Genomic DNA, 14,005 nt, shown 5'->3' with positions numbered 1-14,005 from the left:
CTGTACAAACGACTGTTCGTATCACTTAACATTCCCACACCCGGAAACGTTTGCATCCAATCATTTCATTCGCCCGAAAACTTATCCCATGGCTAATTTCGGTATACATATCACCAAAAACGGTTGACTTTTCTCACCCATTTATGTGACACTAATCAGCAGGTAAAATGACAGAGGAATGACAGATAGATTAGGTGGTTGACGCTTGCGAAACTAACTTTGCGATGTCAATTCTCTGAACCATATTCCACATGCACGGACATAGTAGCAAAGACATATCAAAGTTTTTTATAGCCGGGATCAACTATAAGAAAACCGATGCAGCGATCAGGGGCCAGTTTGCGATCAACGATGAACAATACGCCTCCCTCCTTGCCCTCGCACCGTCTTATGGTTTACACGAACTATTTGTTCTTTCTACTTGTAACCGCACCGAAATATATGGATTCGCCGAACATGCAGGACAACTCATTCAGTTGCTTTGCGCACAAACCGAAGGCGACCCGCAAACATTTTCCCAATTAGCTTACGTTAAAAAAGGCCCCGAAGCAGTAGAACACCTCTTCGCAGTAGGCGCCGGGCTCGATTCCCAGATCCTTGGAGATTATGAGATCGTAGGCCAGTTGAAAGTAGCCGTAAAGTTTGCCCGCGAAAAAACATTTGTAGGCACCTACCTCGACCGCATGGTCAACGCAGTGCTGCAAACATCCAAAGCAGTTAAGAACCACACAGCCCTCAGCGATGGTACGGTATCCGTTTCCTTTGCTGCTGTACAATACATCAAACAAAAGTTCAATACCCTCGCGGGTAAAAAGATACTGTTGCTGGGAATTGGTAAGATTGGGCGTAGCACCTGTAAAAACCTGGTAGACTACCTCGAAACTACCGCCATCACCCTTATCAACCGCACCCCGCAAAAAGCCGCAGAACTGGCCAACGAACTGGGCCTCCAACATGCCCCCATCGACCAGTTGGCCGATTACATCGACAATTCCGACATCATACTGGTGGCCACCAACGCGGCACACCCAACCATATTAAAAACGCACCTCGAAGGCAAGACAGATAAACTGATCATCGATCTGTCTATCCCCTACAATGTAGAGATGGCTGCTCAGGATTTACCCAATGTACATTTGGTAAACGTAGATGAACTATCAAAACTGAAGGACGAGACACTGCAGAAACGTGAAGCGGAAGTTCCCAAAGCCAGGCTTATCATCGATGAGCACATGGCCGAGTTCATGGACTGGTTCGAAATGCGCAAGCACGTACCGGTATTGAAAGCGGTAAAAACCAAATTACAGGAAATCCAGGCATTCCCCCTTTACCTACAGGGCCTTTCTCCCGTTTCAACAACCTGCACCATCGATGCTGATGCAAAAATTCAGCGCGTGATCAACGGCATGGCTTCCAAAATGCGCCAGGTAAACCAACGTGGCTGCTATTATATTGAAGCCATCAATGAGTTTATTGCCACGGGTTCTAACTAATTTTGCGGCATGAAACAAGCGATTCGCATCGGCACCAGGGAAAGTCAACTGGCCGTGTGGCAGGCTATGCAGGTAAAAGAACTGCTGGCAGGCCAAAACGTAGCAGCCGAACTGGTATACATTAAAAGTGAGGGAGATATCGACCTCAAAACCCCATTATATGAAATGGGCGTACAAGGCATCTTTACCCGTAGCCTCGACATTGCCCTGCTCAACAACCGGATAGATATTGCCGTACACTCTATGAAAGATGTACCCACGCAATTACCTGCCGGCATCATCCCCGCCGCCGCCCTCAAACGCGCCTCCTGGAAAGACCTTTTAGTATACAAAGGAGATTGGCAGGAACTAAGCAGCCAACTCGGGTACGCTGATGGCCAGTGGACGAACCCACTCACAACTCACAACTCACAACTCACCATCGCCACCAGCAGCATCCGCCGCAAAGCCCAATGGCTCAACCGCTACCCACAACACAACATAGATAACCTGCGTGGCAACGTAAACACCCGCCTCGCCAAAGTAGCAGAAAGCAACTGGAACGGCGCCATCTTCGCCGCCGCCGGCCTCGAAAGAATTAACCTGCGGCCCGAACAATCCATCGAACTCGATTGGATGTTGCCCGCACCCGCACAAGGCGCCATCATGGTGGTGTGCAGAGCCAAAGACAAGGAGATCGCGGACATTTGTGCCGCATTCAATGACGCAGACACTGCATTGTGTACCCAAATAGAACGCGACTTTTTAAGAGCCCTGTTGGGTGGATGCTCTACCCCCATCAGCGCATTGGCAGAAGTGAAGAATGGACAAGTATCTTTCCAGGGCAATATTCTCTCAGTAGATGGCAAACAAAAAGCCGCTATTGAAAAAACAATAGCTTTTGATGCAGCCACCGGAGCAGGAGCTCTTTTAGCAAAAGAACTGTTGGCCAATGGCGGGCAGGCAATAGCAGATGGCATTCAGAAAAAAGAGGTAACCAATTAATATGGCTCACCACACCATACTCAGCACCAAAAAAATGGATCCGGCGCTCAAAGCAGCCATGGAACAAAAAGGTGTGGAAGTATTGGAAGAGGAGTTCATTACTACCAAAACGATACTGACCATGGCCAAATACCAGGAGATATGGCCATGGATAAATACCAAGAGCGACATTACGATAGTGTTTACGAGTCAACACGCAGTAGCTGCTGTAGACAAATATTTACATGGAGGCGATGCCTTGTACGTACCTGGTCATTGGAATGCATTCTGCTTAAACGGCGCTACGAAGGAAGCAGTAGTGCAATTGCTGTCCGAAGAGCAGATCATCGACACAGCATCCAATGCCACCGAACTGGCCGCGAAGATCATTGCCAACGGTCAACACAAACAAGTGGTATTCTTTTGCGGCAATCAGCGACGCGATGAACTACCACACCTGTTAAAAGAAGCCGGTATGGAAGTAATAGAGATAGTCGTGTATGAAACCATTGCCACACCAGTGTTGACACCTAACAATATTGATGCGGTATTATTCTTTAGCCCAAGTGCTGTAAAGAGCTTCTTTTCGATCAATAGCCTGAAGAAAGACACTGCCTGCATTGCTATCGGTGACACCACCGCAGCAGCGATAGGCGAGTATACAAGCAATAAAGTAATCACCAGTGAAGCACCCACCCAGCAAAAGATGCTGGACAGTGCCTGGCTTTACCTACAAAATATCGATTTACATAAATAGCAAGAACCTATAAATATGACATCATCCATCCAGAACACATCAGCAACAACAGCAGGCACGAAATTGCAGAATGACCTGATATTACGCACCCTGCGCGGAGAACAAACAGAACGTACACCTGTATGGATGATGCGTCAGGCAGGCCGCTACCTGCCGGATTATATCAAGCTCCGCGAGAAGTATTCTTTCTTCGAACGTTGTGAAACACCTGAGCTGGCCACAGAGATTACGCTCCAGCCCATCGACCAGATAGGTGTAGATGCCGCTATCATCTTCTCCGATATATTGGTGGTGCCCAAAGCCATGGGACTGGAAGTACAACTGCTGGAAGGAAAAGGCCCCTTCTTACCTGATCCCATCAAACAAGCCAGCGACCTCAACAGAATACACATTCCTGATGTACAGGAAAAGCTGGGTTACGTATTCGATGCCCTGCGCTTAACAAAAAAAGAACTCAACGGCCGCGTGCCCCTCATCGGTTTCGCCGGCGCTCCCTGGACCTTGCTGTGCTACATGGTACAAGGCAAAGGCTCCAAAACATTTGATGACGCAAAAGCATTCTGCTACACCCAACCCGAAACAGCCCATCGCCTCCTGCAGATGATCACTGATACGACGATCGCCTACCTGAAAGAACAGGTAAAAGCAGGTGCCGATGTAATACAGATATTCGATAGCTGGGGCGGCTTATTGAGCCCCGCCGACTTTGAAAACATTTCACTCCGTTATATCCGCCAAATTGTGGCAGCATTGAAAGAAGAAGTGCTCACCATCGTATTTGCGAAAGGCGCCTGGCACTCACTGGAAGGGATGGCTGCCACCGGCGCACATGGCCTGGGTATCGACTGGTGCATCACACCGACCCTCGCCCGTCAGTTGGCAGGCTCCAAAATAGTATTGCAAGGAAACTTCGATCCTGCCAAACTGTTGTCGCCCATCCCCGTCATTGAGCAGGAAGTGACACAAATGTTGCAGGCATTCGGTGGCCACGGACACATTGCCAACCTGGGGCATGGTATTTTACCGAATGTTCCGGTAGACCATGCAAAAGCCTTTGTGAATACGGTAAAGAACTACCGGCACAAAGCATGAACTAAAAACATGCGCACATGAAAGCACAACTTGTAAAGTATATAACCGGATTTGCAATCCTGTGTTTATCATTCACCACAACAGTTGCCCAATCACGAAAAGCATTGGGCCTCTGTCTGGAAAATTATGAGTATCCCTTTCCGGTACAATACATCAGCCTCACCATACAAGGCCAGCCGGTAAAGATGGCCTACATGGATGTGCAGCCTGCCAGTGCCAATGGCAAAGTAATATTGCTGTTACACGGCAAAAACTTCAATGGCGCTTACTGGCGGCAAACAGCACAGGCATTGACAGAAAAAGGATACCGGGTAATCATCCCCGATCAGATTGGCTTTGGCAAATCATCCAAGCCCACTGCCATCCAATATACTTTTCAGTTGCTGGCGCAAAACACCAAAGCATTACTGGACACTTTACAAATAAACAAAGTATCAATACTGGGGCATTCCATGGGAGGCATGTTGGCAACACGCTTTACGTTGATGTATCCCGATAAAGTAGAGAAGTTCATCCTCGAAAACCCTATTGGCCTGGAAGATTGGAAACTGAAAGTGCCTTACCAACCGGTTGAAACATGGTACCAGTCAGAATTGAAACAGAACTATAATAGCATCAGGCAGTACCAGCTCGACAATTACTACGGTGGCCAATGGAAACCCGCTTATGATGAGTGGGTAAACCTGTTGGCAGGCTGGACCCTGAGCCCCGAATACAACCGCATCGCCTGGAATGCCGCCCTTACCTATGATATGATCTTTACCCAACCGGTGGTATACGAGTTTGAACAGATTAAAGCGCCTGCCTTATTGATCATTGGCCAGCGCGACCGTACGGCACTGGGCAAAGCACAGGCGCCGGAAGCAGTAAAGAAAACACTGGGCGATTATCCTGCATTGGGCAAGCAGACCCGTGATAAAATAAAGAACGCTAAACTGGTGGAACTGGACAATGTGGGACACCTGCCCCATATCGAAGCCTTCGACCGGTTTATACAACCCCTTTTGCAATTTCTTCAATCATGAGCACAGAGACAACATCCACCGCAAGTATCAAAGAGAACTGGATAAGTTATGTCCACGACTTGCAAAACCGTATCTGTCTTGGCCTTGAACAAGCCGATGGAGAAGCAACTTTCAAAGAAGACGAGTGGCAACGCCCCGAAGGCGGCGGTGGCAAAACAAGGGTCATTGCAAACGGTAAAGTATTTGAGAAAGGAGGCGTGAATACTTCCGTTGTCTTTGGTCCGGTTACTGACCTCATGCGCACACAACTCAAGATCAACGGCGACAACTGGTTTGCCTGTGGTCTCTCACTGGTGCTGCATCCCAATAATCCATTTGTGCCAACTGTACATTGCAACTATCGCATGTTTGAACTGTACAACGCCAATGGAGAAGCCATTGACCGGTGGTTTGGTGGCGGCACTGATCTTACACCTTACTACCTGATTGAAGAAGATGCAAAACACTTTCACGGTACTTACAAAGAAGTATGTGACCGTTTCGACACTGCCTTCTACCCCAGGTTCAAAAAAGAGTGCGACGAATATTTCGTGAACAAACACCGCAATAATGAGCGCAGAGGCATTGGGGGTATCTTCTACGATTACCAGCGTCCTAATGCACAGCAGGATGTTGATTACTGGATGAACTTTGGCAAAGCGTGCGGAGATTCATTCTTACCAGCATACCTTCCCATTGTTGAAAAAAGAAAGAACACACCTTACACCCCAGCCAATAAATACTGGCAGGAAATCCGCAGAGGGAGATACACCGAGTTCAATCTCGTACATGACAGGGGCACTATCTTTGGCCTCAAGACCAACGGACGCATCGAGAGCATATTGATGAGCCTGCCCCCAACCGTACGATTTGACTATAATTACCAACCTGAAGCGGGATCAGAAGAATATAACCTGCAACAAGTATGTTTGCAGCCGGTTAATTGGGTCTAATAATTGCCGGTCCCGGAACACCCCGGAACCTTAAAATATAAAGTATGTACTTACAAAGAAGAAACAGGATACTGCGTCAATCACCAGCCATCCGGTCATTGGTAGCAGAAACCATCCTCACACCGAATGATTTTATCGTGCCGTTGTTTATCGTGGAAGGAACAAACGTGAAGGAAGAGATTTCCTCTATGCCAGGCTATTACCGCCTGAGCCTGGACAATACGGTGAAGGAAGTGAAAGAGCTCTGGAACATGGGTTTGAAAAGCGTATTGCTTTTCATCAAATGCAAAGACGAGCTGAAAGACAATAAAGGAACAGAAGCAGTAAACCCACAAGGTTTAATGCAAAGAAGCATCAGGGCTATCAAAGATGCCTGCCCGGATATGTTGATAATGACCGATGTGGCACTGGACCCCTTCTCTTCTTTTGGACACGACGGTATTGTAGAGGGAAGCGAGATCGTGAACGACGCCACAGTTGAAGTGTTGGCCAATATGAGCGTGAGCCACGCACAGGCAGGCGCCGACTTTGTAGCCCCCAGCGATATGATGGACGGACGCATTGGCGCTATCCGTCAGGCGCTGGAAGAAAACGGCTTTACAAAAACAGGCATCATGAGCTACAGCGCCAAGTATGCTTCCTGTTTTTATGGTCCCTTCCGCGATGCACTGGATTCTGCACCCGGCTTTGGCGATAAGAAAACCTACCAGATGGATTACAGCAATCGCACAGAAGCCATCAAAGAAACACTGATGGATGTGCAGGAGGGAGCAGATATTGTGATGGTGAAGCCAGCATTGGCTTACCTCGATATTATTCGTGAAGTAAAGAACAATGTAGATATTCCCGTGAGCGCTTACAACATCAGCGGAGAATACGCCATGATCAAGGCTGCTGCCAAAATGGGCTGGCTCAATGAAGACAAAGCCATCCTTGAAACCCTAACTGCCATCAAGCGTGCCGGCGCAGACCTGATCGCCACCTATTTTGCCAAAGACGCAGTGAGGCTGATTGGCTAAGAGCAACAACGACAATCCGATCTAACAATTATTACCGAATACAGAGCCATACCATGAGCATCAACAAAAGCATCGAACTATTCCAACGTGCCCAGCAATCCATACCCGGCGGCGTTAACTCTCCTGTACGTGCCTTCAAAAGCGTAGGAGGAACACCCTTATTCATAAAGAAAGCTGAGGGACCTTATCTGTACGATGCAGATGACAACCGGTATATCGATTATATCGCTTCCTGGGGCCCCATGATCCTGGGCCATGCCTATGCACCGGTGATCAAAGCCATCCAGGAGCAGGCTGTGTATTCAACTTCTTATGGTGCTCCCACCGAACTGGAGATCAGGATGGCAGAGCTTATCAAAAGCATGGTGCCCAATGTAGACCTGATCCGCATGGTGAGCAGCGGCACCGAAGCCTGCATGAGCGCCATCCGCGTAGCACGTGGCTACACAGGCAGAAATAAGATCATCAAGTTTGAAGGCTGTTATCATGGCCATGCCGACTCATTCCTGGTGAAAGCCGGCAGTGGGGTAGCCACCTTCAATATTCAAACCGTGCCCGGTGTAACAGCAGGCGTGGCAACAGACACACTTACCTGTGCTTATAACGATCTGGCTGCCGTTGAGAAACTGGTCAGCGAACACAAACAACAAATAGCCGCCATTATCATTGAGCCGGTAGCCGGTAATATGGGTTGTATCTTACCAGCCCCTGGTTTTATCGAAGGGCTGCGAAAAATATGTAACGAAGAAGGTATCCTGTTCATCTTCGATGAAGTGATGACAGGCTTCCGTCTGGCTAAAGGCGGTGCGCAAGAACGTTTAGGCGTTGATGCCGATCTGGTAACGTATGGTAAAGTGATTGGAGCAGGCATGCCCGTAGGCGCCTTTGGAGGAAAGAAACATATTATGGAAGTTGTTTCTCCTTTGGGCAATGTATACCAGGCAGGAACATTGAGCGGCAACCCCATTGCCATGATCGCCGGCTACACGCTACTCTCTATTTTAAATGAGCAGCCACAGTTACTACAAGAGATTGAAGACAAGACTATTTACCTCAGAGATGGACTCAATAAAATATTGGCAGCTTCCGGCACACCATATGTGATCAACCAGCTGGGCTCTATGATCAGCATTCACTTCAGTGATCACCCGGTAACTGACTTTGCATCGGCAGCATCTGCCAACAATCAATTATTCAACAAGTTCTTCCATGCTATGCTGAAAAGAGGCGTTTACCTGCCTCCTTCAGCCTTTGAAAGCTGGTTCCTCAACAATGCATTGACACAGCAAGACCTCGATGCCACTTTACAGGCAACGAAAGAAAGTCTCACAGAGATCTTATAACGGAGAATTACAGGGAAGCATTTAAGATACTGCCCGAATCAAGAAGGGAATTAACACCACTCATCAGGGAGGAAGAGGAGCGCAATGCGTCCAGGTGGCGTTCATGGTGAAGGTCTGTTCCTAACAGATTGATGTATTTCTTTTTGATAAGATAATGAGCCAGGTCATTAGTCCCTTTACCGTAATAACCGGTAAGCGATAGGAGATTTAGTTGAAAGTGACAACCTGCCTCTTTCAGCTCATCATACATCTCTTTATTGGATACCAGGTAACTATAACGTTCCGGGTGAGCAAGAATAGGTTTATACCCTTTTATCTGCAATTCGAATAAAGTCTCCTTTAAGTTTCTGGGAGGAGCTATAAATGAAAACTCTACAAGCACCCAATTATCCTTTATCGTGAGCAAAGGAACATTCTGCTCAAGCAGCCTGTCGAAATGATCATCCAGGAAATATTCGGCCGCCGCCCGTATGGGAGTATTTAGTCCGTCTTGTTGCAACGCCAGTTCCAGCTGCTTATGAGCGTTGCCAATAATGGTAGCATCATTCTGATGCACATCCCACATAATATGGGGAGTAGTAATAAAACGACGGTAGCCTAACTGTTGCAACCCCTTCATCAGCATGAGAGAAGTAGCATCATCAGGACTACCGTCATCGATCCCCGGCAACAGGTGCGAATGCATATCTGTACCCAGGGCACTTAGATCAACATTAACAGCGCTCTTTTTTTTGAAAATAGAGAACATGCTACTGTTACAGATAATTAGTTTGGCGGAAAATCAATATCATTATTGGGCTACAGCTTCAGCCTTTTCGAATTCCTTGTATACGTTCTTAATACCTTCATACAACCCGATCTTTGCTTTCCAGCCCATGCTATGCAACTTCGTTACGTCCATCAGCTTACGGGGAGTTCCGTCTGGCTTGCTAAGATCATGTTGTATCTCACCTTTATAACCCACAATATCCTTCACCATCAGCGCCAATTCCTTGATCGTGACATCATCACCTACGCCCACATTCACCAATCCTTCTTCATTATAGTTTTGCATCAGGTAAAAACAGGCATCAGCCAGGTCATCTGCGTGCAGAAACTCGCGGCGAGGGCTTCCTGTTCCCCACATTACCACTGCCGGATCATTTTTCACTTTAGCCTCGTGGAATTTGCGGATCAGGGCAGGCAATACATGTGAGTTGTTAAGGTCGTAATTATCATTAGGGCCATACAGGTTAGTAGGCATCACAGAAATGAAATTGCAACCATATTGAGCCCGGTAAGCATCACACATTTTGATACCAGCGATCTTTGCAATAGCATAAGGCTCGTTGGTTGGTTCCAGCAAACCAGTCAACAGGTAATCTTCTTTCAGCGGCTGCGGCGCCAGTTTGGGATAAATACAGGATGATCCAAGGAACATGAGCTTTTTAACACCCTGCACATAAGCAGCGTGGATCACATTGCTCTGGATCATGATATTCTCGTAAATGAAATCGGCTCTGTAAATATTATTAGCCTGGATGCCGCCAACCTTGGCAGCTGCCAGGAAAACATAGTTAGGTTTTTCCTGCGCAAAGAATTCATCTACAGCCTGCTGGCTACGCAGATCGAGCTCTTTGGATGTACGTACAACCAGGTTGGTAAAACCTTCAGCTTTCAGTTTACGAACAATCGCTGAACCTACCATGCCGCGGTGACCTGCTATATATATCTTATCTGACTTATTCATAAGTTGAAAAAGCTTGTAATACCTACAAAATTAGCTCAATTATTATTCAAACTGGTTACGCACATAATAGCCTGAATCCTTCAGCAGCACCTCTTTTCTGAACAGCTCCACATCATTGGCAACCATCTCTTTAACCAGGCCAGCCAGATCATATTTAGGTTTCCAGCCCAGTTGGGTTTGAGATTTGGTAGGATCACCGATCAGCAGGTCTACTTCTGTTGGACGGTAATAGCGGGCATCTACAGCCACTACCTCTTTACCGATTTCCACCTGGAAGTCAGGATTCTTGCAGGCAGTAATAACACCCACCTCTTTTTCATCCTTGCCTTTGAATTCTACCGTGATACCTACTTCGTTGAAGGCCATGCGTACAAACTCGCGTACAGGAGTAGTCACGCCGGTAGCAATTACATAATCTTCAGGTTTAGGTTGTTGCAGGATCAGGTACATAGCCTCTACATAATCTTTGGCATGTCCCCAGTCACGCTTGGCATCGAGGTTACCCAGGTATATTTTATCCTGCAATCCCAGGGCGATCTTCGCCACACCACGGGTGATCTTACGGGTCACGAATGTTTCACCACGCAGCGGAGATTCGTGGTTGAACAGAATACCGTTTACGGCATACATATCGTAAGCCTCACGATAATTCACCGTTATCCAGTAAGCATACATTTTTGCTACCGCATAAGGAGAACGAGGGTAGAAAGGAGTTCTCTCAGATTGAGGGATTTCCTGCACCTTTCCATATAATTCTGAAGTAGAAGCCTGGTAAATCTTGGTTTTTTTAGTCAGACCCAGTAAACGCACGGCCTCCAGGATACGCAACGTACCAATACCATCGGCATTAGCAGTATACTCAGGAGTCTCAAAGCTCACAGCCACGTGGCTCATAGCCGCCAGGTTATATATTTCATCAGGTTGAGTTTCCTGGATGATCCGTATCAGGTTGGTGGAATCGGTAAGATCACCATAATGCAGTTTCAGCTGCACGTTTTTCTCATGAGGATCCTGGTAAAGGTGGTCGATACGTTCAGTATTAAACAGCGAACTTCTGCGCTTAATACCATGTACAATGTATCCTTTCTTTAACAACAGGTCGGTTAAATAGGCTCCATCCTGACCGGTAACGCCGGTGATCAAAGCTACTTTTGGCATAGTGTTTATCTGGTTATAAATTGAATGATCTTACGCATAGGTTTTAACCATGTCGTAAAAAAATATGGTTTCAGCTCATTGAGGGTCCAGGCCTTCCTGTCTTCCCTGTTGGCCCGCAGCCTGTTCTTCAAAGATGCATTACTCATACCCCCAGCCCGCATTTTCACCAATACATGAGGCACATAACTTGCGCGGGCATTATAGCGCACCAGGATGCGAAGCATCATTTCATAGTCGGCTGCAGATCGTAAATCAGTGTTGAAAAGTCCTACCGCTTCATATATCTTCCGCCGAACAAAGAAGGTCGGATGCGGGGGCATCCAGCCATAATAAAAATATTTTCGTTTGTATCGGCCGCTTTTCCAGTTACGGGTGACAACATAAACGTCATTTTTCTTAACATATTGCAAGTCACCATATACAACATCTACAGAAGGGTCATTAAAAGCAGCCATCACTTGCGAAAGCACTTCCCCATTGTCGTAAAAATCATCCGAATTCAATATACCAACCACCTCTCCGGTGGCCATTTGTATGCCTTTATTCATGGCATCGTAAATGCCTTTGTCCTTTTCAGATACTACCCGTGCCACATGCGGGAACTCGTTTACGATATCCAGGGTATTATCCTTCGATAGCCCATCAACAATGATGTGCTCGACGGGCTGATAAGATTGCCCGGCAATACTCGTCAGGGTGTCTCGTACAGTAGAAGCACTATTAAAAGTGGCAGTAATGATGGTTACTTTCATATTAACCATTCCTTGTGATCACACAATTCTCCAATACCAACATATCCATATTGGTTCGAAGGAAACATTCAAGCGCGTTTTCAGGAGAGTTTACAATGGGCTCATTTTCATTGAAGGAGGTATTGAGCAGAATAGGAACGCCCGTTTTCTTGCGGAAAGCATCGATCAGCGCATAATAGCGGGGAGTGACTGCCTTGTCTACCGTTTGCAGGCGGCCTGTACCGTCCACGTGCGTTACAGCAGGGATGGAGGCATGCTTTTCCTGTTTGATGGGAAACACTTTCTCCATGAAAGGCACATCATCATTCACTTCAAAATACTCTGAAACATATTCTTTTAAAATAGAAGGAGCAAAGGGACGGAAGCTTTCCCGGCGTTTGATCTTCGAGTTCAACAGCTCTTTGGCATCCTGCCTGCGCGGGTCGGCCAGGATAGAGCGGGCACCCAATGCCCGGGGGCCAAATTCAGCCCGCCCATTGAACCATCCCACCACGCCAGCATCGATTAAACGGTTGGCAACTTTTTCATATAACTCTTCATCTGAATAACGGGTATAAGCAATATTCCTCGACTTCAGGTATGCTTCGATAGCTTCATTGGTAAACCGGCTGCCGGTATATGCCGACCAGATAGGCGTCGCCCTCGGCTGGTGCAGCAGTTGATTATGAACATACAAAGCAGCCCCCATGGAGATGCCGGCATCATGACCCGCCGAAGGAATGTACACCTGCTTAAAGCCGGTATTGCGGGTGATCTTACCATTAGCTACTGAATTCTGTGCCACCCCACCGGCAATACATACGGTAGATAAACCGGTCTTCTTCTGCAGATGATTCAATATATGGAAGATCAACTCTTCGGTGATCCGTTGTATGGATGCCGCCATGTCTTTATGGTATTGAGAAAGCGGCTCTTCCTTTTTACGGACAGCACCAAATTGTTCTTCCATGTAGGGAGAATAAAGAGGGGCCACTACAGGAATATGGTCGTCGCCATACGAAACGATCCCCTGCTTGCCCGAACGGAAATATTTAAGGTTCAAGGTAAACAACCCATTACTGTTATCAAAGCAAAGCACATCCCGCAGCTTATCGACATATTTGGCCTCCCCATAAGGCGCCAGCCCCATCACCTTGTATTCATCACCATAATGCGGGAAACCCAGTAACTGCGTAAAAGCCGTATAAAACAGACCTACCGAATGAGGGAAGTCTACAGAATCCAACACCTCGATCTTATTTCCTTTACCTACACCGATCATAGTAGTGGTAAAGTCACCAGATCCGTCGATAGACACCAGGGCTGCCTCTTCAAAAGGAGAAGCAAAAAAGGCAGACGCCAGGTGGCTCCGGTGGTGCTCTACCTGGTGTATCTTACTTTTGATCACCGCTTTATCAGGTGCTCCCTTGAACATCATGAACTCATCTTCCAGCGACGACACCTTACGCGCATTCTTAAGGCGATCAATTACTGCATTCCAACCACCACCCGGGTTCTTTAGCAGGTACAAGATCTTATTGCGGAATTTTGCAGAAGGATCGCGACCAATAGCAATATGATCTACCTCGGCCAAAGTAATACCTGCTTCATCGAGGCAAAACTGCACAGCCATTGAAGGAAAGCCCGCCCAATGTTTAACCCGGCGAAAACGTTCCTCTTCCGTAGCAGCAATCATAATTCCGTCCTTAAAAATAGCAGCTGAAGAGTCAGCGTGGTAAGCATTAATTCCAAGTATGTACATC

Annotated in this window: 13 protein-coding genes; 8 read left to right on the top strand and 5 right to left on the bottom strand. The window is 47.2% G+C overall.

The features are described from left to right. Positions 1-251 precede the first annotated feature (251 nt). Genes hemA through hemL form a run of 8 tightly spaced genes read left to right on the top strand, consistent with a single transcriptional unit; the run spans position 252 to position 8,624 of the window. Positions 252-1,493, top strand: a complete 1,242-nt coding sequence (hemA, locus tag AC5JBY_RS06825; RefSeq protein ID WP_495903813.1) for a glutamyl-tRNA reductase — start codon at positions 252-254, stop codon at positions 1,491-1,493. A 9-nt stretch (positions 1,494-1,502) separates the two neighbouring features. Then, complete coding sequence (hemC, locus tag AC5JBY_RS06820) at positions 1,503-2,477, top strand: hydroxymethylbilane synthase (protein ID WP_495903812.1); 975 nt, start codon at positions 1,503-1,505, stop codon at positions 2,475-2,477. 1 nt (position 2,478) lies between these two features. Further along, positions 2,479-3,213, top strand: a complete 735-nt coding sequence (locus AC5JBY_RS06815) for a uroporphyrinogen-III synthase (RefSeq protein WP_495903811.1) — start codon at positions 2,479-2,481, stop codon at positions 3,211-3,213. 15 nt (positions 3,214-3,228) lie between these two features. Then, positions 3,229-4,305: a uroporphyrinogen decarboxylase gene (gene hemE, locus AC5JBY_RS06810; protein ID WP_495903810.1), complete on the top strand. Its 1,077-nt coding sequence runs from the start codon at positions 3,229-3,231 to the stop codon at positions 4,303-4,305. Between the two features lie 17 nt (positions 4,306-4,322). After that, positions 4,323-5,330: an alpha/beta fold hydrolase gene (locus AC5JBY_RS06805; protein ID WP_495903809.1), complete on the top strand. Its 1,008-nt coding sequence runs from the start codon at positions 4,323-4,325 to the stop codon at positions 5,328-5,330. Then, positions 5,327-6,262 carry an oxygen-dependent coproporphyrinogen oxidase gene (gene hemF / locus AC5JBY_RS06800; protein ID WP_495903808.1) on the top strand — a complete coding sequence of 312 codons (936 nt, stop codon included), beginning with the start codon at positions 5,327-5,329 and terminating at the stop codon, positions 6,260-6,262. The genes AC5JBY_RS06805 and hemF overlap by 4 nt, the downstream gene beginning before the upstream one ends. 44 nt (positions 6,263-6,306) lie before the next feature. Further along, positions 6,307-7,281, top strand: a complete 975-nt coding sequence (gene hemB, locus AC5JBY_RS06795; protein WP_495903807.1) for a porphobilinogen synthase — start codon at positions 6,307-6,309, stop codon at positions 7,279-7,281. A 53-nt stretch (positions 7,282-7,334) separates the two neighbouring features. Beyond that, positions 7,335-8,624, top strand: a complete 1,290-nt coding sequence (hemL, locus tag AC5JBY_RS06790; protein ID WP_495903806.1) for a glutamate-1-semialdehyde 2,1-aminomutase — start codon at positions 7,335-7,337, stop codon at positions 8,622-8,624. Between the two features lie 7 nt (positions 8,625-8,631). Here hemL and AC5JBY_RS06785 read toward each other — a convergent pair whose 3' ends face one another. From AC5JBY_RS06785 to AC5JBY_RS06765, 5 genes are read right to left on the bottom strand one after another with little or no spacing between them, the layout of a single operon-like run. Further along, positions 8,632-9,372, bottom strand: a complete 741-nt coding sequence (locus AC5JBY_RS06785) for a tyrosine-protein phosphatase (protein WP_495903805.1) — start codon at positions 9,370-9,372, stop codon at positions 8,632-8,634. A 42-nt stretch (positions 9,373-9,414) separates the two neighbouring features. Then, positions 9,415-10,353 (bottom strand): GDP-L-fucose synthase, encoded by a 939-nt coding sequence (gene fcl, locus AC5JBY_RS06780; RefSeq protein WP_495903804.1) that lies wholly within the window; start codon positions 10,351-10,353, stop codon positions 9,415-9,417. A gap of 42 nt (positions 10,354-10,395) precedes the next feature. Then, positions 10,396-11,511: a GDP-mannose 4,6-dehydratase gene (gmd, locus tag AC5JBY_RS06775; RefSeq protein ID WP_495903803.1), complete on the bottom strand. Its 1,116-nt coding sequence runs from the start codon at positions 11,509-11,511 to the stop codon at positions 10,396-10,398. A gap of 5 nt (positions 11,512-11,516) precedes the next feature. After that, entirely contained in the window at positions 11,517-12,263 is a 747-nt protein-coding gene (locus AC5JBY_RS06770; protein ID WP_495903802.1) for a glycosyltransferase family 2 protein, read from the bottom strand. Position 12,264: 1 nt separating this feature from the next. Beyond that, positions 12,265-14,004, bottom strand: a complete 1,740-nt coding sequence (locus AC5JBY_RS06765) for a carbamoyltransferase family protein (protein WP_495903801.1) — start codon at positions 14,002-14,004, stop codon at positions 12,265-12,267. Position 14,005: the final 1 nt, after the last annotated feature.

The sequence above is a fragment of the Paraflavitalea sp. genome, assembly GCF_059502485.1.
The sequence above is the reverse complement of the archived record's forward strand: the minus strand, read 5'-3'. Positions and strand labels throughout refer to the sequence as shown.

What these genes read in the sequence shown, in the direction of transcription:
- hemA (WP_495903813.1), top strand. Translation starts at nt 252, where the DNA reads ATGCACGGACATAGTAGCAAAGACATATCAAAGTTTTTTATAGCCGGG.
- hemC (WP_495903812.1), top strand. Translation starts at nt 1,503, where the DNA reads ATGAAACAAGCGATTCGCATCGGCACCAGGGAAAGTCAACTGGCCGTG.
- AC5JBY_RS06815 (WP_495903811.1), top strand. Translation starts at nt 2,479, where the DNA reads ATGGCTCACCACACCATACTCAGCACCAAAAAAATGGATCCGGCGCTC.
- hemE (WP_495903810.1), top strand. Translation starts at nt 3,229, where the DNA reads ATGACATCATCCATCCAGAACACATCAGCAACAACAGCAGGCACGAAA.
- AC5JBY_RS06805 (WP_495903809.1), top strand. Translation starts at nt 4,323, where the DNA reads ATGAAAGCACAACTTGTAAAGTATATAACCGGATTTGCAATCCTGTGT.
- hemF (WP_495903808.1), top strand. Translation starts at nt 5,327, where the DNA reads ATGAGCACAGAGACAACATCCACCGCAAGTATCAAAGAGAACTGGATA.
- hemB (WP_495903807.1), top strand. Translation starts at nt 6,307, where the DNA reads ATGTACTTACAAAGAAGAAACAGGATACTGCGTCAATCACCAGCCATC.
- hemL (WP_495903806.1), top strand. Translation starts at nt 7,335, where the DNA reads ATGAGCATCAACAAAAGCATCGAACTATTCCAACGTGCCCAGCAATCC.
- AC5JBY_RS06785 (WP_495903805.1), bottom strand. Translation starts at nt 9,372, where the DNA reads ATGTTCTCTATTTTCAAAAAAAAGAGCGCTGTTAATGTTGATCTAAGT.
- fcl (WP_495903804.1), bottom strand. Translation starts at nt 10,353, where the DNA reads ATGAATAAGTCAGATAAGATATATATAGCAGGTCACCGCGGCATGGTA.
- gmd (WP_495903803.1), bottom strand. Translation starts at nt 11,511, where the DNA reads ATGCCAAAAGTAGCTTTGATCACCGGCGTTACCGGTCAGGATGGAGCC.
- AC5JBY_RS06770 (WP_495903802.1), bottom strand. Translation starts at nt 12,263, where the DNA reads ATGAAAGTAACCATCATTACTGCCACTTTTAATAGTGCTTCTACTGTA.
- AC5JBY_RS06765 (WP_495903801.1), bottom strand. Translation starts at nt 14,004, where the DNA reads ATGTACATACTTGGAATTAATGCTTACCACGCTGACTCTTCAGCTGCT.